This window comes from Amycolatopsis plumensis, assembly GCF_042652605.1.
GTDB classification, from domain to species: Bacteria; Actinomycetota; Actinomycetes; order Mycobacteriales; family Pseudonocardiaceae; genus Amycolatopsis; species Amycolatopsis plumensis.
Genome location: NZ_JBHSJY010000001.1, coordinates 2,431,062 through 2,448,507 on the forward strand (window position 1 = coordinate 2,431,062; position 17,446 = coordinate 2,448,507).

At 71.1% G+C, this 17,446-nt stretch carries 17 protein-coding genes and 1 pseudogene; 10 read left to right on the forward strand and 8 right to left on the reverse strand.

Annotation, left to right across the window (positions count from 1 at the left end):
* Positions 1-228 precede the first annotated feature (228 nt).
* Positions 229-579 (reverse strand): annotated as a pseudogene (locus ACFPLC_RS11525) (cupin domain-containing protein); the annotation flags it as partial.
* Between the two features lie 118 nt (positions 580-697).
* Here ACFPLC_RS11525 and ACFPLC_RS11530 point away from each other — a divergent pair.
* Positions 698-1,414 carry a VIT1/CCC1 transporter family protein gene (locus ACFPLC_RS11530; RefSeq protein WP_378208124.1) on the forward strand — a complete coding sequence of 239 codons (717 nt, stop codon included), beginning with the start codon at positions 698-700 and terminating at the stop codon, positions 1,412-1,414.
* On the opposite strand, the gene ACFPLC_RS11535 is transcribed toward ACFPLC_RS11530, so the two are convergent.
* On the reverse strand, positions 1,411-2,868 hold the full coding sequence (locus ACFPLC_RS11535) for a peptide MFS transporter (RefSeq protein WP_378208127.1): 1,458 nt from the start codon (positions 2,866-2,868) through the stop codon (positions 1,411-1,413). The two genes, ACFPLC_RS11530 and ACFPLC_RS11535, sit on opposite strands and share 4 nt — an antisense overlap.
* Before the next feature lie 189 nt (positions 2,869-3,057).
* On the opposite strand from ACFPLC_RS11535, the gene nhaA reads away from it, so the two are divergent.
* From nhaA to ACFPLC_RS11550, 3 genes are read left to right on the forward strand one after another with little or no spacing between them, the layout of a single operon-like run.
* A complete protein-coding gene (gene nhaA, locus ACFPLC_RS11540; RefSeq protein WP_378208130.1) occupies positions 3,058-4,245 on the forward strand; it encodes a Na+/H+ antiporter NhaA in 1,188 nt (395 codons plus the stop codon).
* A 42-nt stretch (positions 4,246-4,287) separates the two neighbouring features.
* Positions 4,288-4,779, forward strand: coding sequence for a phage holin family protein (locus ACFPLC_RS11545; protein WP_191312663.1), 492 nt, complete (start codon positions 4,288-4,290; stop codon positions 4,777-4,779).
* Between the two features lie 5 nt (positions 4,780-4,784).
* Positions 4,785-5,711, forward strand: coding sequence for an alpha/beta fold hydrolase (locus ACFPLC_RS11550; RefSeq protein WP_378208133.1), 927 nt, complete (start codon positions 4,785-4,787; stop codon positions 5,709-5,711).
* Here ACFPLC_RS11550 and ACFPLC_RS11555 read toward each other — a convergent pair.
* A complete protein-coding gene (locus ACFPLC_RS11555; protein ID WP_378208136.1) occupies positions 5,698-6,786 on the reverse strand; it encodes an FAD-dependent monooxygenase in 1,089 nt (362 codons plus the stop codon). The two genes, ACFPLC_RS11550 and ACFPLC_RS11555, sit on opposite strands and share 14 nt — an antisense overlap.
* 109 nt (positions 6,787-6,895) lie before the next feature.
* Here ACFPLC_RS11555 and ACFPLC_RS11560 point away from each other — a divergent pair, with 109 nt between their 5' ends.
* The gene (locus ACFPLC_RS11560; protein WP_378208138.1) at positions 6,896-7,807 is read left to right on the forward strand and encodes a GntR family transcriptional regulator; all 912 of its coding nucleotides are present in this window, start codon (positions 6,896-6,898) and stop codon (positions 7,805-7,807) included.
* A 39-nt stretch (positions 7,808-7,846) separates the two neighbouring features.
* Here ACFPLC_RS11560 and ACFPLC_RS11565 read toward each other — a convergent pair whose 3' ends face one another.
* Genes ACFPLC_RS11565 through nth form a run of 4 tightly spaced genes read right to left on the reverse strand, consistent with a single transcriptional unit; the run spans position 7,847 to position 11,010 of the window.
* Positions 7,847-9,031 carry a MarP family serine protease gene (locus ACFPLC_RS11565; RefSeq protein WP_378208194.1) on the reverse strand — a complete coding sequence of 395 codons (1,185 nt, stop codon included), beginning with the start codon at positions 9,029-9,031 and terminating at the stop codon, positions 7,847-7,849.
* Between the two features lie 4 nt (positions 9,032-9,035).
* Positions 9,036-9,734 carry an NUDIX hydrolase gene (locus ACFPLC_RS11570; protein ID WP_378208191.1) on the reverse strand — a complete coding sequence of 233 codons (699 nt, stop codon included), beginning with the start codon at positions 9,732-9,734 and terminating at the stop codon, positions 9,036-9,038.
* Positions 9,731-10,330, reverse strand: a complete 600-nt coding sequence (locus ACFPLC_RS11575) for a TlpA family protein disulfide reductase (RefSeq protein WP_378208189.1) — start codon at positions 10,328-10,330, stop codon at positions 9,731-9,733. Before ACFPLC_RS11575 ends, ACFPLC_RS11570 begins: the two co-directional genes overlap by 4 nt.
* Positions 10,327-11,010 (reverse strand): endonuclease III, encoded by a 684-nt coding sequence (gene nth, locus ACFPLC_RS11580; protein WP_378208186.1) that lies wholly within the window; start codon positions 11,008-11,010, stop codon positions 10,327-10,329. The genes ACFPLC_RS11575 and nth overlap by 4 nt, the downstream gene beginning before the upstream one ends.
* Before the next feature lie 226 nt (positions 11,011-11,236).
* Here nth and ACFPLC_RS11585 point away from each other — a divergent pair, with 226 nt between their 5' ends.
* From ACFPLC_RS11585 to ACFPLC_RS11605, 5 genes are all read left to right on the forward strand, one after another.
* Positions 11,237-11,488, forward strand: coding sequence for a hypothetical protein (locus ACFPLC_RS11585; RefSeq protein ID WP_003081722.1), 252 nt, complete (start codon positions 11,237-11,239; stop codon positions 11,486-11,488).
* Positions 11,489-11,637: 149 nt separating this feature from the next.
* Positions 11,638-12,312, forward strand: coding sequence for a Crp/Fnr family transcriptional regulator (locus tag ACFPLC_RS11590; protein ID WP_003081747.1), 675 nt, complete (start codon positions 11,638-11,640; stop codon positions 12,310-12,312).
* A gap of 432 nt (positions 12,313-12,744) precedes the next feature.
* On the forward strand, positions 12,745-13,998 hold the full coding sequence (locus ACFPLC_RS11595; RefSeq protein WP_378208181.1) for an MFS transporter: 1,254 nt from the start codon (positions 12,745-12,747) through the stop codon (positions 13,996-13,998).
* A gap of 269 nt (positions 13,999-14,267) precedes the next feature.
* Positions 14,268-15,323, forward strand: coding sequence for an IS110 family RNA-guided transposase (locus ACFPLC_RS11600; RefSeq protein WP_378208299.1), 1,056 nt, complete (start codon positions 14,268-14,270; stop codon positions 15,321-15,323).
* A 14-nt stretch (positions 15,324-15,337) separates the two neighbouring features.
* Positions 15,338-16,399 (forward strand): DNA polymerase III subunit beta, encoded by a 1,062-nt coding sequence (locus ACFPLC_RS11605; protein WP_378208068.1) that lies wholly within the window; start codon positions 15,338-15,340, stop codon positions 16,397-16,399.
* Here ACFPLC_RS11605 and ACFPLC_RS11610 read toward each other — a convergent pair.
* The gene (locus ACFPLC_RS11610) at positions 16,389-17,339 is read right to left on the reverse strand and encodes a hypothetical protein (RefSeq protein WP_378208071.1); all 951 of its coding nucleotides are present in this window, start codon (positions 17,337-17,339) and stop codon (positions 16,389-16,391) included. The two genes, ACFPLC_RS11605 and ACFPLC_RS11610, sit on opposite strands and share 11 nt — an antisense overlap.
* Between the last annotated feature and the right edge of the window lie 107 nt (positions 17,340-17,446).

The following is a 17,446-nucleotide window of genomic DNA, read 5'->3' on the forward strand; positions in this document are numbered from 1 at the left end:
TCGCCGATCTGTGGACAACTCGCGCCAGATGACAAGCCAGAGCCGGACCTGTGGATGGACGGTTGCGGCTCGGCCGGAAATCAGCTAGCAAACCGACTCCGACCCGTGGCTCAAGCGATCGACTCGCGTACCCGGGAAGTCGGCTCGGCGCACCCCCAAGGGTCGGCCTGCGTACCTGGAGAGTCGGCTTGCGTACCTGCAGGGTCGGCTTGCGTACCTTGAGGGGCAGGCGATCGGGGGCCGGGCGGGCAGGGGTGACTTGAACTCGACCCACATCGCGTCCGTCAGGGCCTCGACGTGGTGCGTGACCCCGCGTGGGTGCACCACCGAATCACCCGGCTCCAGGACGGCCTCCACCCCCTCGACCGCTCCGCGCAGCCGACCCGACAACACGTAGACGATCGAGTCGTGGTCGTGCGCGTGCGGCGGTGACGCCACTCCCGCCGGGTAGTGGATCAAGTAGGCCAGTCCGCTCGCTGCCTGCTCCAGCAGCCGGAACCGGCCTTCGCCGCCGAGTAGCGGCAAGCCCTCCACCGTCACCAGTGGCTGCCACACCTGCTCTTCCATGCCGTCCATCATGACCCAGCCCGGCTGAGAGTCCACACAGGACCAGTTAGGTAAGGCAGTCGTTATTTAGGTCCACCTGACCGAAAACCCTGCTCTCGCCACCATTCCGCTTCCGTGTTTCACTGGTCCGGTGACCGATACGGCCGTTGAACACGCCCACGAACCGCACCAGGGACTGGGCGGGAAGCTGAACTGGCTGCGGGCCGGGGTGCTCGGGGCGAACGACGGCATCGTGTCCGTCGCCGGCATCGTCGTCGGCGTGGCCGGGGCGACCACGGAAAGCACCACGATCCTCACCGCCGGAATCGCCGGGCTCGTCGCCGGCGCCTTTTCCATGGCCGGCGGGGAATACGTTTCCGTGAGCACCCAGCGCGACACCGAACAGGCCTTGCTCCGGCTCGAAAAACAGGAGCTCAAGACGATGCCGGAGGCCGAGGAGCGCGAGCTCGCCGAGATCTACGAGGGCAAGGGCCTCTCCCCGGAACTGGCGAGCCAGGTCGCCCGCGAACTGACCGAAAAGGACGCCCTGCAGGCGCACGCGGAAGCCGAGCTCGGCATCGACCCCGGCAACCTCACCAGCCCATGGCAGGCCGCGTGGGCGTCGCTGCTCGCGTTCTCCGTCGGCGCGCTGCTGCCGATCCTGTCCATCGCCTGGGCCGGCGTCTCCCTGCGGGTGTGGGCGTGCGCCGCCGCGGTCGTCGTCGGCCTCACGCTGACCGGGTGGATCAGCGCGAGGCTCGGCGACGCAAACGTGGTGCGCGCGATCGTCCGCAACGTCGGTGTCGGCGCGCTCACCATGGTCGTGACCTACTTCGTCGGCGTGATCTTCGGGGTCACCGTGGGCTAGTGAACGCCCTTCATCAGCTTGCGGATGAAGGGAATGCCCAGGAACAGCAGCACGCCGACGGCGACGGCGATCCCGCCGACCGTGCCGAAGTACGGCGCCTCGTCGTCGACCGAGTAGTACTCGGAGAGCTTGCCCGACATCGCCGTGCCGAACGACACCGACAGGAAGTTCAGCGCCACCATCTGCGTCGGGAACGCCGCCGGGGCGAGCTTGGTCGACAGCGACAGCCCGACCGGCGAGAGGCACAGCTCGGCCATCGTGAAGACGAACAGGATGCCGATCAGCGCGAGCAGCGGGCTGGCGTTCTCGCCGCTGCCCGCCATCGGCAGGAACAGCAGGAACGCCACGCCCATCAGCACGGTGCCGATGACGAACTTCATCGGCGTCGACGGCTGGCGCTCGCCGAGCTTCGTCCACAACGCCGCCAGCAGCGGCGCGAACACGATGATGAACACCGGGTTGATCGAGTTGACCCAGGCGACCGGCATCTCCCAGCCGAACAGGTTCCGGTCCAGCCGCTGGTCGGAGTAGACCTCGACGACGGTGAACTGCTGCTGGTACAGCGAGAAGAACACCGCGCTGGCGATCCACATCGGGATGAACGAGAAGACCCGGCTGCGCTCGTCCCCGGTGATCTTGCGGCTGGCCAGGATGATCACGAAGTAGACCACCGAGATGGTCCCGACCACCCAGACGACGACGTCGGCGAGGTTGCCCGGGTTGACGACCCCGGTCAGCAGCAGGACGACGACGACGGCGACCAGCACGAGCGCGACGCCGACGGCGAGCAGCCGCCGGGACGCGGGCAGCGGATCCGGCACCGCCTTCGCGCGCTCGCCGAGGTTCTTGCGGCCGAGAGTGTACTGGACCAGGCCGAGGGCCATCCCGATCGCGGCCAGGCCGAAGCCGAGGTGGAAGCCGACGTCCTTCTGCGCCCACCCGGTCAGCAGCGGGCCGACGAACGCACCGAGGTTGACGCCCATGTAGAAGATCGTGAAACCGGCGTCGCGCCGCTCGTCGCCCTCGGCGTAGAGGGTGCCGACGATCGCCGTCGCGTTCGCCTTGAGCCCGCCGCTGCCGACCGCGACGCAGGCGAGGCCGACGCCCACGCCGACGAGACCCGGCAGCACCGCGAGGCTGATGTGGCCGATCATGATCAGTACCGCGCTGTAGAACAACGTGCGTTCGGAACCCAGCAGCCGGTCGGCGACCCAGGCGCCGACGACGGCGAACAGGTACACGAGCCCGCCGTACGCGCCGACGATGCCGAGCGCGTCTTCCTGCGGCAGGCCGAGACCGCCCTCCGCGGCCGTCCGGTAGAGGTAGAGCGCGAGGATGCCGAGCATCCCGTAGAAGGAGAAGCGCTCCCACATCTCGATGCCGAAGAGGTTCGCCAGTCCTCGTGGGTGCCCGAAGAACCTCGTGTCCTGCTGGACCTCGGTTGAGGTGCTCACAACTCGTCTTCCTTTGTCTAGGGACTTCGTTGTCGATTCGCATGCTATGAGCCCACCGGGTTACCCACCACCGATACCCCATGTGGCAGCGGTCATGACAATGCGTGACAAAGGACTGGTAAAATCGAGTGAAGGTGCGCCGGGAAGTCTGGTCGGCAACAGTGATCAGCAACCCCTGGAGCCGCCCCGATGACCCGCCCGTTCAGCGAATTCGCCCGCTACCTGCGCACCGAGACGACCGGTGGGCTGATCCTGCTCGGCGCGACGGCGGTCGCGCTGCTCTGGGCCAACTCGCCGCTGCGGGACAGCTACCACGCCCTGCGCGACTTCCGGCTCGGCCCGGAGTTCCTGCACCTGAACCTGACGCTCGGCGACTGGGCCAAGGACGGCCTGCTCGCTCTGTTCTTCTTCGTCGCCGGGCTGGAGCTCAAGCGCGAGCTCGTCATCGGTGAGCTCTCCCGGTTCAAGCAGGCGATCCTGCCGGTCGTCGCCGCGATCGGCGGCATGGTCGTCCCCGCGCTCGTCGCACTGGCCGTCGGCTGGGGGACGCCGGGGATCGAGCGCGCCTGGGCGATCCCGGTCGCCACGGACATCGCGTTCGCGCTCGGCGTGCTCGCGCTGACCGCGTCGAACCTGCCCTCGAGCGCGCGGGTGTTCCTGCTTTCCCTGGCCGTGGTGGACGACCTCGGCGCGATCATCGTCATCGCCGTGCTGTTCACGACGGGTTTCGACCTGGTCGCGGTGGCCGTCGCCGTCGTAGCGCTCGCGCTGTACGCGTTCCTGCAGCACCGTCGCGTCCGGACGCCGTGGCTGTACGTCCCCTTGGCGCTGATCACCTGGGTCGCCGTGCACTCGGCGGGCATCCACGCGACGATCGCCGGTGTCGCGCTGGGCCTGCTCACCCGCGTCCGCGCCGACGAGGGCGAGGCGGAAGCACCCGCGCTGCGGCTCGAGCACCGGCTCCAGCCGTGGTCGGCGGCGGTCGCCGTGCCGGTGTTCGCGCTGTTCGCGGCCGGGATCTCGGTCAATGCCGACGCGCTCGGCGCGGTGTTCACGACGGCGTTGCCGCTCGCGGTGCTCGCCGGGCTGCTCGGCGGCAAGGTCGTCGGCATCTTCGGGGCCAGCCTGCTCGCCGTGAAGTTCCGGCTGGCGGAGAAGCCGCGCGGAATGGGGTGGCGGGACCTGGCCGCGTTGTCCGTGCTGGGCGGGGTCGGGTTCACGGTGAGCCTGCTGATCGCGGAGCTGGCGCTGCCGGGTGACGCGAGCGAGCTGGCGAAGGCGGCGGTGCTGATCGCGTCGGCGGTGGCGTCCCTGCTGGCGGCGGCGTTGCTACTCCGTCGTAGCAAGGTCCACGCGCAAATGTCCGACACACTGTGAGTCCGCCGCGCCCGCATCAGGGACACATGGCACGATGACCCGGTGAGCAGCCCCAAGCACGAGCGCACCGGTCCCGACGGCGTGGGGGCCGTGCCTTACCTCCCGCTGTCCTCCGCCTCCGACGTCCCCGGCGACCAGTCGATCGGCCGCCTGGTCGGCGACGCGACGCAGCACATCTCCACCCTGGTCAGGGCCGAGATGGAGCTGGCGAAGTCCGAGCTGGTCGGCGAGGTGAAGAAGGGGCTCAAGGGGGCCGTCTTCTTCCTGATCGCCCTGACGGTCTTCCTGTACAGCACCTTCTTCCTGTTCTTCTTCGCGGCCGAGGGGCTGGCCGAGTGGGTGCGGTACCGCTGGATCGCGTTCGGCATCGTGTTCGTCCTGATGCTGCTCGTCGCGGGCGCGGCCGGGTTCCTCGGCTACCGCAAGGTGAAGAAGTTCAAGGCCCCGGAGCGGACCATCGCCAGCGTCAAGGAGACCGCCGCCGCGCTCAAGCCGCAGCGGGCGCCCGAAGCCGGCGTGGCCACGCGCGACTGAGTGCGTTGCACGCGTCCCCCGACCCGTCGATCGTCCGGCTCGACGGCCCGTGGGTCCACCGCGACGTCTCCGCGAACGGCATCCGGCTGCACGTCGCCGAGTGCGGCGACGGGCCGGTCGTGGTGCTGCTGCACGGGTTCGCCGAGTTCTGGTGGACCTGGCACCACCAGCTGACGGCACTGGCCGGCGCCGGGTTCCGCGCGGTGGCCGTCGACCTGCGCGGCTACGGCGACTCGGACAAGCCGCCCCGCGGCTACGACGCCTGGACGCTCGCCGGTGACGTCGGCGGGCTGATCAAATCACTCGGGGCGCGCCGCGCCCACCTCGTCGGGCACGCCTGGGGCGGCATGCTCGCCTGGACGGTCGCGGCGCTGCACCCGCGGCTGGTGTCCTCGGTGACGGCGATCGGTGCCGCCCACCCGCTCGCCCTGCGTTCGGGCGCGGCCCGCCCGTGGCGCGGCCAGGGCCGTGCGGCCGGGCACCTCTTCCGCTTCCAGGTGCCGATGGCACCGGAGAAGTGGCTGGTGAAGGACGACGCCCAGGCCGTCGCGGACCTCTTCGAAAGCTGGGCCGGCCGCCGCTGGCGGTCCAGCGCGGACTTCACCGGCAGCGTCGAGGCGTTCCGGCAGGCGATGCTCGTGCCCGGCGTCGCGCACAGCGCGCTCGAGTACTACCGGTGGGCGTTCCGCGCCCAGTTCCGCGGCGAAGGCCGCCGGTTCACCGACGCCGTCGGCACCCGGATCGCGGCACCGACGTTGCAACTGCACGGCGCCGACGACACCTGCATCCTCCCGGAAACGGCGGCGTCGTCGACGCGCTGGGCGGGCCCGCACGCCGAGCCGGAGATCTGGCCGGACGTCGGGCACTTCCCCCACCTCGAGGTGCCGGACCGCACGTCGGAGGCCCTGGTGGGCTTCCTCAAGCGAGACTGATGGCGTTCTTCGCCCGCTCCACCGACTCTTCCGAGGCCGGCCCTTCGGCGTTCTCGGTGGCCAGCGCCTGGTTGAGCGCGGCGAAAGGCCGCATCCGCCGTTCGTAGGCCGCGAAGGCCTCCTCGCGGGTGCCCCGGCCGAGTTCCTGCGCGAGGACGTACGCGCCGACCAGCGCGAGGCTCGTCCCCTGGCCGGACAGCGCCGAGGCGCAGTAGCCGGCGTCGCCGACCAGCACGACCCGGCCCGCCGACCAGCGGTCCAGGTGGATCTGGGCCATGGCGTCGAAGTAGAAGACGTCCGCGGCGGCCATCGCCTCCAGCAGCTTCGGCACCTCCCAGCCGACCCCGGCGAGCCGCTCGGCGATCAGCCGTTTCTGCTCCGGGACGGCCAGCCGCGGCAGCGGTTCCGAGCCGAAGCCGAGGGTCACGCGGAGCTCGGTGTTCTCCCGGACGGGGTAGACCACCCCGCCGGTGTGCTCGTGCCGGAACCAGACCTGCCAGTCCTCGAGCCCCAGGAAGTTGGCCGTCGGGAAAATCGCCAGGTACTGCCCGAGGTGCCGGGTGAAGTCCTCCTCGGGTCCGAAGGCCAGCCGTCGCACGACGGAATGCAGTCCGTCCGCGCCGACGACCAGGTTGAACGTCCGGGAGCCGCCGCGCTCCAACTCGACGCGCATCCCGTGCGCCTCCTCGGTGAGCGCGGTGATCGTGTCGCCGAAGACGTACTCGACGCCGGGCGCCTCCAGCAGCATCGCGACGACGTCGTCGCGCAGGATCTCGAAGTCGGCGGCGTCCAGCCGTCCGCTGCTGTAGGTGAACTCCTCGGACCGGAACAGCTCGTGGCCGGCTCCGTCCACCACGGACATCCCGCCCATCCGCGTCCGCAGCGCGCGCATCCGGTCGCCGAGGCCCAGCTCGTCGACGACGTCGAGCGCGGCGCCGCGCACGTCGATCGCCTGGCCGCCGGTGCGCGGGCCGGGCGCCCGCTCCACCACGGTCACCGCCCAGCCCGCACGGGCCAGGAGCCGGGCCAGCGTGCCGCCGGCGACACCGGCGCCGGAGATCAGAACGTTCCGCATGGTTCCTCCAGAGTTGTACGCTTGTCTGCGTCACTGTGGAGAACAGCCAGTTCGCAGGCCATTTCTGTACTAGTACAGATGGCTGTCTGTACTAGGTCAGGAGACCGCCGTGAAGTACGTGGCCATCGCGGACGAACTGCGTGAGCGGATCGCGCGCGGCGAGCTCCCGCCCGGCGCGCGGGTGCCCTCCACGCGGCGGCTCGCGGCCGAGCACGGCGTCGCACTGGCGACCGCGGCGAAGGCCCTGGAACGGCTGAGCCAGGAAGGCCTCGTCCGCGCCGAGCCGCGATCCGGCACCGTCGTCGCCGACCGGGACCGACGCGGCGGCCAGCGGGGGCTGACCCGCGAGCAGCTCGTGCGGACCGCCATCGCCATCGCCGACACCGAGGGCCTCGGCGCGCTGTCCATGCGCGGGGTCGCGGCCCGCCTCGGGGTGGCGGCGATGGCGCCGTACCGGTACGTGCGGGGCAAGGACGAGCTGGTGCTGCTGATGGCCGACGCCGCGTTCGGCGAGCGCGGCTATCCGGCGAAGCCGTCCGGTGACTGGCGTGAACGGCTGACGCTCGGCGGCCGGACGCTCTGGGCGCTCTTCCGGCGGCACCCGTGGCTGGCCCAGCTGGGGCCGATCACGCGGCCGCTGCCGCTGCGCAACCTCGCCGTGCACGGCGAGTGGGCCCTGTCCGCGCTGGCCGAGCTGGACGTCGACGCGGCCACGCTGTGCAACCTGCACGTGCTGTTCTTCGGCCACATCCAGGGCATGGCGGTCCACCTCGAGCGCGAGCAGAGCGCGCTGGCGTCGTCCGGGCTGACCGACGACGACTGGATGGACCACCAGGCCCCCGCGGTCGCCGCGATGACGACCGGGCACCCGACGTTCGCCAGGATGCTCGCCGACCTCACCGAGACCGGCTACGACCTGGTGCTGGACGACATCTTCGAGCTGGGCATGCGAGCCCTGCTCGACGGCCTGGCGCTGCGGTTCCGCGGTCACCCGGGCGTCGTGAGTGGTAAGGCGGGTTAGAACCCGCCTTACCACTCACGACGAGCCGCGGCAGACTGCTCAGGCCGCGCAGGAGCCGGTGGACACGTTCGTCGTCTGCGACGGCGCCGCGTCGACCTCGGCGCGCACCTGCTCGGCCGTCAGCGTGAAGCCGGTCTCCGGGTCCTCCACCGCCGCGCCGAAGACGACGCCGATGACCTTGCCGTCCGGGGTCACCATCGGGCCGCCGGAGTTGCCGCTGCGGATCTCGGCGCGGACCGTGAAGACGTCCCGCTGCACGGTGTTCGCCTCGTAGATGTCCGGGCCGCGGAGGTTGATCCGGCCGCGCACGCGCGCCGGCGTCGCCCGGTACGGGCCGTCGAGCGGGTAGCCGAGCACGACCGCGCTGTCGCCCGCCGACGCCGTCTCCGGCGCGAATTGGAGCGGCTCGGCCCTCAGGCGCGGGACCGCGAGCACCGCGATGTCGACCTCCGGGTCGAAGTAGACGACGCGGGCCGGGTAGTCGCCCTGGGTCGTCTCGATGCCGACGGTGTCGGTACCGGCCACGACGTGCGCGTTCGTCATCACGCGCTGCGGCGCGATCACGAACCCGCTGCCTTCGAGCGACCGCGAGCACGAACTCGCGCTGCCGCGGATCTTGACCACGCTGCCGTGCAGCTGCTGGACGATCCCGCTGCGCTGGAGCGCGGGGTCCGGCGGCGAGGTGTCCGCCGTCGGCGCCTTCTGGAACGGGTCCACGATGGACGGGAAGCCGGACGCGTCGAGCAGCTTGCGCAGCTGGCTCGGGAAGCCCTGGGCGGCCTCCGGCATGGCCTCGTTGACCTTGCCGAGCACCACCGAGTTGTTGATCGCCTTGGCCAGCCCCGGCGCGCCCGACACGGCGGTCAGCGGCGTCGCGATCAGCCACGCCACCACGAAAACGACCAGGGCCTGCACGACCGCGCCGAGTGTCTTGTCGATGCCGGAGAGCCGGACCGGGTTGATCTTCTGCCGCAGCCGCCGTCCGACGTAGACACCGATCGCCTCGCCGAAGGCGACCAGGAAGACCACGGTCGCCACCGCGAAGGCGACCTTCCAGACGGGGTCGTCGAAGAACGCCACCACGACCGGCGCGAGCTTGATCCCGGCGACCGCGCCGAGCACGACGCCGACGAGCGACGGCAGCGCGATGATCACGCCCTGGTAGGCGCCGGACACCGCCGCCAGCACGGCCAGCAGCAGCACCACGACATCGACCCAGTTCACCGCGTCACTCCCCGCCCGCTACCCGCGCTTTGTACGCGGCCAGTGCTTCGTCGAGGTCCCGGACGTCGCCCGAGTCCCAGTCACGCTCCCAGCCTCCCAGGCTCAGCAGCACCGACAGCAACCCCGCGGTGAAGCCCCAGACGAACAGGCCGCCGACCTCGAAGGCCGGCCCCTTCCAGGGCGCGCCCTTCTTCTGCACGGTGAACCGGTTGGCCGGGTCGACCAGGTCGGCGATGGCGACGCGCGCGACCGACGCCGTCTCGCCCGGGTCGACCGCGTGCACCGGCGAGGGTTCGGCCCAGTGCGCCAGCACCGGCGTCACGGCGAAGCCGGACACCGGGACGAACAGTTCCGGCAGCACCGCGACCGGCCGGACGCCGGAGGGGACCACGCCGGTCTCTTCTTCGGCCTCGCGCAGCGCGGTGCCGATCGGGCCGCCGTCGCCCTCTTCGGCGCCGCCGCCGGGGAAGGCGACCTGGCCGGCGTGCGAGCCCAGCGTGTCGGCGCGGCGCTGCAGCAGGATGTCCGGCTCGCCGTCGGCTTCGCGTTCACCGAAGAGGATGAGCACGGCGGCCGGGCGGGTGTAGGCGTTTTCGGGCGGGCTGAACCGGGTGAACGTCTTCGAATCGACCTCGGCGCTCACCTTGACCAGCGGCCGGAGCCACTCGGGAACCGACTCGGGTTCGACCAGTGGTCCGATCACGATGCCCCCTCGACTGCCGCGCGCACCTGGTCAGTGTTCACGAACGAGCGAGGATTCGCGATGAACCGCACCTCGCCGGACGCGGTGACCAAGTAGGACGCCGGGAGCGAGGAAGGCACCTTCAGCGCGGCCCGGACCGGCCCGGTCCGCCCGTCGCCGTCGAACACCGACGGCAGGTGCACCCCCAGCTTCGCCAGCAGGTCCAGGCCGTCCTCCGCCGGGCTCTGCACCTGGACGCCGAGGACGCGCACGGCACCCGGCTCCTTCGCGTACTCCTGGAGCACCGGCAGCTCGGTCCGGCACGGCTCGCACCACGACGCCCACACGTTGACCAGCGCCGGAGCCCCGGCGAGGGCCTGGCCGACGTCGACGCGCACACCATCGCCGAGGCAGTCCGCCGTGACGCCTTCGAGCTGCTTCACCGGCTGCCCGGCAGCCGGCGCCGGGCACGGCTGGAGCGCCGCCGCGGACCGGGCCGGCGCGAGGTCCCCCGACGGCTTCGCGGCGGTGTCGTCACCCCCGCGGGGCAGCAGCGCGACGATCAGCGCCACCGCCAGCACGGCGGCGGCCAGCGCGAACTTGGTGACTCTCGTCACCGAGGCGCAGCCATGGCCAGGATGTGGTCCTTTTCGACGCCTTTGACGAGCTTCGCGGCTTCGTCGAAGCCGGTCGGGCCGGTGCCGTACGACGGGCAGTCCTTGGCCAGCGGGCAGGCGCCGCAGGCCGGCTTCTTCGCGTGGCAGACCCGGCGGCCGTGGAAGATCACCCGGTGCGAGAGCATCGTCCACTCCTTGCGGGGGATCAGCTCGCCGACCGCGTGCTCGACCTTGACCGGGTCCTCCTCCGCCGTCCAGCCCCAGCGCCGGACCAGCCGGCCGAAGTGGGTGTCGACGGTGATGCCCGGGACGTCGAAGGCGTTGCCGAGGACGACGTTGGCCGTCTTGCGGCCGACGCCGGGCAGCGTGACCAGGTCCTCGAGCTTGTTCGGGACCTCGCCGCCGAAGCGCTCGACCAGCGCCGCGCCGAGGCCCATGACCGAGTTCGCCTTAGCCCGGTAGAAGCCGGTGCTCCGGAGGTATTCCTCCAGCTCGGTGCGGTCGGCACCCGCGTAGTCGGCGGCGGTCCGGTAGCGCTTGAACAGCGCGGGCGTGACGAGGTTCACCCGGACGTCGGTGGTCTGCGCGGACAGCACGACCGCGACCAGCAGTTCCAGCGGCGTGGTGAAGTCGAGCTCGCAGTGGGCGTCGGGATACACGTCGTCGAGGCAACGCTTCATCCGCCTGGCGCGTCTCACCAGAGCTAACCGGCTTTCACCAGCGCCCTCACGGGGGGCGTTCGTGGTGGCAGGTGGCACCCCGATAGCCTACGGGCGCCGTCGGACGAGCCGGTGACTGCACCGGTGGACGACCGACACGCCAGAGCACCACCTCGGCGCGTTTTCCGGCCGCCATGAGCGAGGATCTGGAGTAGATGCTTTCCATCGAGTGTTTCGGGGTCCGGTCATGACTGTCTGGTTCGTCATCCTGGTCCCCCTGGTGATCATGTTCTTCGCGCTCGGGATGGAGCGCGTCGAGAGCAGGCTGAAGCACGTCGCGGTGCAGGAGAACGAGGTCGAAGAGTTCCTCGAGCAGGCGCAGCCCAACGAGGTCAGGGCGCTCTACGGGCACGGCATCGGCCGTGCGCTGGAGCTGTTCCGGCTGCGTAGGCTGGGCGGACGGGCAGCCAGGCTACGCGCGCGTCGCGTGCGGAGTTAGGCTCCACGTTCGAACGAGATCGTTCCCGCCACGTGCGAGTCCGGCGGGCGATCTCGGGAGTACGCCCTAGACTGACGCGCAAGTGATCGGCGTCACGCTCTTCCAGCCAAGGGGGAGCGTGATCGTTTCTCGACGAGGAGGCACCCGAGGTGGACGAAACCCTGGCCCGTGCGGGCATTTTCCAGGGTGTGGAGCCGGCAGCGGCGGAGGCGCTGGCCCAGACCTTGGAATCCGTGGAGTTCCCCCGCGGCCATGTCATCTTCAACGAGGGTGAACCCGGCGACAAGCTCTACATCATCCAGTCCGGCAAGGTGAAGATCGGCCGCAAGTCCCCGGACGGCCGCGAGAACCTGCTGGGCATCTTCGGCCCGTCGGACATGTTCGGCGAGCTGTCCATCTTCGACCCCGGTCCCCGGACGTCGAGCGCGACCACGGTCACCGAGGTCCGCGCGGTCACCATGGACCGCCCGGCCCTGCGCCAGTGGATCTCGACCCGCCCGGAGATCGCCGAGCAGCTGCTGCGCGTGGTCGCGCGCCGCCTGCGCCGGACGAACAACATGGTCGCCGAGCTGATCTTCACCGACGTCCCGGGCCGCGTGGCGCGGGCGCTGCTGCAGCTCGCGCAGCGGTTCGGCAGCCAGGAGGCGGGCCTGCTGCGGGTCACCCACGACCTGACGCAGGAAGAGATCGCCCAGTACGTCGGCGCCTCGCGCGAGACCGTCAACAAGGCGCTCGCCGACTTCGCCCACCGCGGCTGGCTGCGGCTCGAGGGCAAGAGCGTGCTGATCCTGGACCCGGAGCGGCTCGCCCGGCGCGCTCGCTGAGTCTTCTCACGTCGAAGGCCCCTCGGTTCGCCGAGGGGCCTTCTGCATTGACAGCAACGACTGCGCAGACAACAAAGAGCCGGGCGCCACCCCCGACGTGGCGCACCGGCTCTTCGTTGTCTGCGCGGACCATCCCCCGACGATCCGCGCTCCCCGCCCTCCGGGCCAGGCCCCGACCCGTGTGCCGGAGGGAGCTGGGTTTTTCTGTGCTGTCGTTCAACCATCACGGCCCATACCCACGAATTCAAGGCCATTCACTCTCAAGGACGCCGTCTGGGCCGTTTCGTTGCAGGAGTCCACGGAGAATATCGCCGACGTTACCGGATTGAGACCTGATGCCCGGGTTCCAAGATCCACTGCGCCTCCGGCGGTGACGAAGGCGACCGGTAAATAACTGGTACTGACGTACCAGTCTGCGGCATACTCGTACGCGTGTCCCAGTCTGTCTCGAACCACGAAAGCCGCACGTCCCTCGCCGACTACCGCACCGCGCTGACGACCAGGGCGGCCCGGCGGCCCGCCGTCGCGTCCGTGCTCGCCCGCCTGCCGATCGCCATGATCGGCATCTCGGCGCTGCTCTACGTCCAGCGCGAGACGGGTTCCTTCGCCGTCGCCGGGCTCGTCTCGGCCGGTTCACTCGTCGGGGTGTCGGTGGGTGCGGTGGTGCAGGGCAGGCTGATCGACCGGTTCGGGCCGACGCGGCCGCTGCTCACCGTCTCGCTCCTGCTGGCGCTGTCGATGAGCGCGCTGGTCGCGGCCATCGAGACGCACGCCGCGACCGCCGTGCTGGTGGCGCTGGGCGCGCTCACCGGGCTGACCGAGCCGATGGTCGGGTCGGCGTCGCGGGCGCTGTGGGGGCGGCTGCTCCCGCCGGGCGGCCCGCGCAACGCCGCCTTCTCGTACGAGGCGATCAGCATGGAGGTCTTCTTCATCCTCGGCCCCGGCGTGGCCGGGCTGCTGGTCATGGCGCCGTGGGCGGGCACCGGCCTGGTGCTCGGGGTCGCGCTGCAGTTCACCGGCGCGGTCCTGTTCGCACTGAGCCCGGCTGTGCGGGCGTGGGGCCCCTCTGCGGAGTCGCACGGGTCGCTGCTGGGCGCGCTGGCGAGCCCGGGCATGCGCACGCTGGCCGTCGCCGCGCTGGGCTTCGGCGTGGTGATCGGGTTCGTCGAGGTCGCCGTGCCGGCGGCGGCCACCGAGGCGGGCCAGGCGTCCGTGGGTGGCCTGCTGCTGTCGGCGTGGTCGCTGAGCTCGGTGGCGTTCGGCGTCGCCTACAGCCTGCGGCCGTGGCCCCGGCAGCTGGGCCTGCGGCTGCCGGTGCTGCTCGGCGGGTTCGGTGCGCTGGTCGCACTGCTGGCTTGGCCGTCCTCGCTGTGGGGCCTGGCGCTGATGATGCTGCTGGCGGGCGCGTTGATCACGCCGCAGTCGACGGCCCACTCGACGACGATCGAGGTGGTCGCGCCGTCCGGGACCGCGGCGGAGGCGTTCGGCTGGGTGCTCACGGCGGTGACGCTGGGGCTGGCGGCCGGCCAGTCGATCAGCGGGTACGTCGTCGAGCACGCTGGCCCGGGCGTGGCCTTCCTGGCGGCGAGCGTCGCCGGGCTGGCGCTCGCGTTCGTGGTCTGGCTGCTGCGCGGCACGGTCCGTTCGGGCGCGCCGCAACCGGTGTCTGCGCTGGTCAACGCGTAGCCCGGCGGTTTTTGTCGGTGCCGGCCGCTAGCTTGTGGTCAGTGTCAGGGTGATGTTGCCGCTGTTGCGGTGGTTGGGATCCTGGCTGCTGGTGATTTGGCTCGTAGCTTGCCTGCCGCCTGTGTGGGTTGGCGATCATGCGTTGTGCCGGTCACCGGTGAGCCGGGGCCGACCGGCGTGACTTGATAGGAGCGTGGCAGCGCCCCCCACTGAGGTGTGTCCGCCGGCCGGCCCAGCCGTCCCTTTCGAGCTGGAAGGAGACCATCCCCATGGTGGTGGTGCTGGGTATCGATGTCCACAAGAACACCCACACCGCGGTCGTGGTGGACGAGGTCGGCCGCAAACTGGGCGAACAGACGGTCCGGGCGACGGATGCCGGCCACCGGCAGCTGCTGCGCTGGACATTGCGCCAGTGGCCATCCGAGCAACTGCGTTTCGCGGTGGAGGACTGCCGGCACGTCTCGACCCGGCTGGAGCGAGCGCTGCTGGCGGCCGGGCAGACCGTGATCCGGGTTCCGCCCAAGCTGATGGCCGGCGCGCGGTCTGCGGCCAGGACCCGCGGCAAGTCCGACCCGATCGACGCGCTGGCCATCGCCCGGGCCGCGCTGCGGGAGCCGGACCTGCCGACTGCTGTCCACGATGAGGCCTCGCGGGAGGTCAAGCTCCTGGTCGACCACCGTGAGGACATGGTCGCCACCCGCACCCGGATGCAGAACCGGCTGCGCTGGCACCTGCACGAACTCGACCCCGAACTCGACCCCGCCGCACGCAGCCTGGATCGGCGCTGCGAACTGGACCGGCTCACCGCATGGCTGGCCCAGCAGCCGGCATCGATGGTGGTGCGCATCGCCGCCGAACTGGTCACCGACATCCGCGACCTCACCCTCCGCATCAACGCGCTCGAACGTGAACTGGCGACCCGCATGACCCAGCAGGCGCCGCAGCTGCTCGCCCTGCCCGGCTGCGGCGCCCTGACCGCGGCGAAAATCGTCGCCGAGACCGCGAACATCACTCGGTTCCGCTCCGAAGCCTGCTACGCCATGCACGCCGGAGTCGCTCCCATCCCCGCCAGCTCGGGCAACACCACCCGCCACCGCCTCGCCCGCGGCGGCAACCGCCAGCTCAACACCGCCTTGCACCGCATCGCCGTCACCCAGATCCGGCTACCCGGCCCCGGCCGCACCTACTACCAACGCCGCCGCAGCAACGGAGACACCACCATGGAAGCACTCCGCGCCCTCAAACGACGCCTCGCCCGTGTCGTGTTCAACCTCCTACGAACCGACACCACACCCCACACAGCCACACTCCCCACAGCGGCTTGACATAGGAGCAACGCATGGACGTCACCGCGCCTGCCCACCGCCTCTCGGCGGCCGTCTCCGCCGCAGCACGCCTGCTGCCGGCCCGCGCCGGCCTGCGGCTGGAGGCGGCCGCATCGGGGCTGACGGTCGCCGGCGCCGCTCCGGACCTGGCCGTCCGGTTCGGCTGCCCGGCGACTACCCACACCGACGGCGCGGTCGTGGTCCCGGCCGCCCCGCTGGTGGAGACGCTGAAGGTGCTCGACGCGGACCTGGTGCGGCTGGTGGTCGAGGGCACGCGCCTGGCGTTGCGGCTGGACAACGCCCGGTTCGCGCTGCCCCTGCTGCCGGTTTCCGAGGGTGTCCAGGGGCCGCCCGCACAGGTGTCCTCAGTGGACGGAGCAGCGTTCGCCTCGGCGCTGCGGATCGTCGCGGGCACGGCGGCGAAGGACGACCCGCTCCCGCTGTTCACCGGCGTCCGGCTGCAGTCCTCAGGCGAGCGGCTGACGTTGACGGCGTCCGACCGCTACCGGATGGCGGTGGCCCGGGTGCCCCTGCTGTCGCCGGGCGAGCTGGACGTCCTGGTCCCGGCGGCCCTCTTGTCGGAGGCGGCCCGGCAGTCCCGGGGCCGGGTGGGCCTGCACGTCGGCCCGGGGCGGTTCGGGGTGAACTGGCCGGAAGGCCTGGTCGCGACGGCAGTGCTCGACGCGGGCTTCCTGTCGGAGGATTCGATCCCCTCAGGCGCGGTGGACACAACGGTGACGCTGCCGGCGGACGCCCTGGCGGCGGCGGTCCGTCGCGTGGGGGTGTACGCGGAGGACAGGCGGGTGCTGACGCTGGAGGTGGGCGACACCCAGGTCCGCCTGGCGAGCGCGAGGCAGGACACGGGCGAGGCGGAGGAAGTCCTGAAGGCGGAGGTCAGCGGCGGGCGGACGTCCCCGTCGTTCCAGGCCCGGTACCTGCTCGACGCACTGGCGGCGTTCGGGAGCGAGCGGGTGGTGCTGTCAATCCAGCCGGGGATGCGGGCGTGCATTCTGCGGGCTGCGGAGGCCGGGGAGGTGGAGCTGACGTACTACCTGATGCCGATGCTCAGCCGATGAGTTCGGTCAGGTCCCGGAGTACGACGTCGGCCGCCGGGCCGGCGGTGAACTGGCCGACGGTCAGCACGGCGCTGCCGAAGCGCTCCTCATAGGCCTGTCGGAGGTGCGGTGACGAGCGGCCGAGCGCCCACTCGACCGGCGAGGTGCTGGTGCGCAGGAAGTCGATGGGCCGGGAGCCGAGCACGTACAGCTCGGCGCGGCGATCACCGCGTTCGAGGACCAGTCCGACCAGGTCGGCGACGAGCAGGCGCTTGCGCATCGCGTCGCGGCCCTTCCACTGGGCCGCCTTGAACTCGGCCACGCGGCGGTCCGTCTCGAGGTCGAACTGACGGCTGCCGTCGTTGCCTGAGGCCAGCGACGGGCGCCGGACGATGCGTTCGCCCGGTTCGAGGATCTTCGGCAGCGCCCGGACGATCATCGCCGCGTGGATGAGGTCGTTGACGCGGCCGGCGTGCGCCCGCACCAGCAGCGCGCCCTTGAGCAGGTTGTCGGTGAGGCCTTCGGGTGCCACTCGTTCCTCGACGGTTTCGCCGTCGGCGCCCTCCAGGAGATCTTCCAGGCGGCTCACCCGGTGGGAGAGGTCTTCCCGGCCGAAGAACTCGTGCAGGTCGATGAAGGACTTGATCGCCCGCCCGAGGTCGCTCTCCGGTGCCGGCCGTTCGGGTTCGGCCGGAGCCTCCGGCTCGTGGGGCAGCGCGCTCGTCGCGAAGCCGAGCCGCCGGAGCTGGCGGATCGCGTAGTGCGAGATGAAGTCGGTCCGCGGAACCCCTAGCGCGCGCTCGAAGATCTGCCTCGGCGGCCACCGCTGCTCGCCGATCGACACCCAGTGCGTGCGGATCGGCTCCGGCCCGCCCCGCGCGGCCGCGCTCAATACCTGGGCTCGGCTCAGCCGGTGCTGCTCGCCGTTGAGTACGAAGTCGATCGCGCGCTCGTCGTCCACAGGCAGTGAGTCGCCCGCGTGGCCTCGCTTGCTACACCCGCTCCGGACGAGCGGAGCACCTCAGGCGATGGCGGACCGTCGAGTCCGAGCGGCCAGCCGCCGCCGAA

What these genes read in the sequence shown, in the direction of transcription:
- nhaA (WP_378208130.1), top strand. Translation starts at nt 3,058, where the DNA reads ATGACCCGCCCGTTCAGCGAATTCGCCCGCTACCTGCGCACCGAGACG.
- ACFPLC_RS11555 (WP_378208136.1), bottom strand. Translation starts at nt 6,786, where the DNA reads ATGCGGAACGTTCTGATCTCCGGCGCCGGTGTCGCCGGCGGCACGCTG.
- nth (WP_378208186.1), bottom strand. Translation starts at nt 11,010, where the DNA reads ATGAAGCGTTGCCTCGACGACGTGTATCCCGACGCCCACTGCGAGCTC.
- ACFPLC_RS11585 (WP_003081722.1), top strand. Translation starts at nt 11,237, where the DNA reads ATGACTGTCTGGTTCGTCATCCTGGTCCCCCTGGTGATCATGTTCTTC.
- ACFPLC_RS11600 (WP_378208299.1), top strand. Translation starts at nt 14,268, where the DNA reads ATGGTGGTGGTGCTGGGTATCGATGTCCACAAGAACACCCACACCGCG.
- ACFPLC_RS11605 (WP_378208068.1), top strand. Translation starts at nt 15,338, where the DNA reads ATGGACGTCACCGCGCCTGCCCACCGCCTCTCGGCGGCCGTCTCCGCC.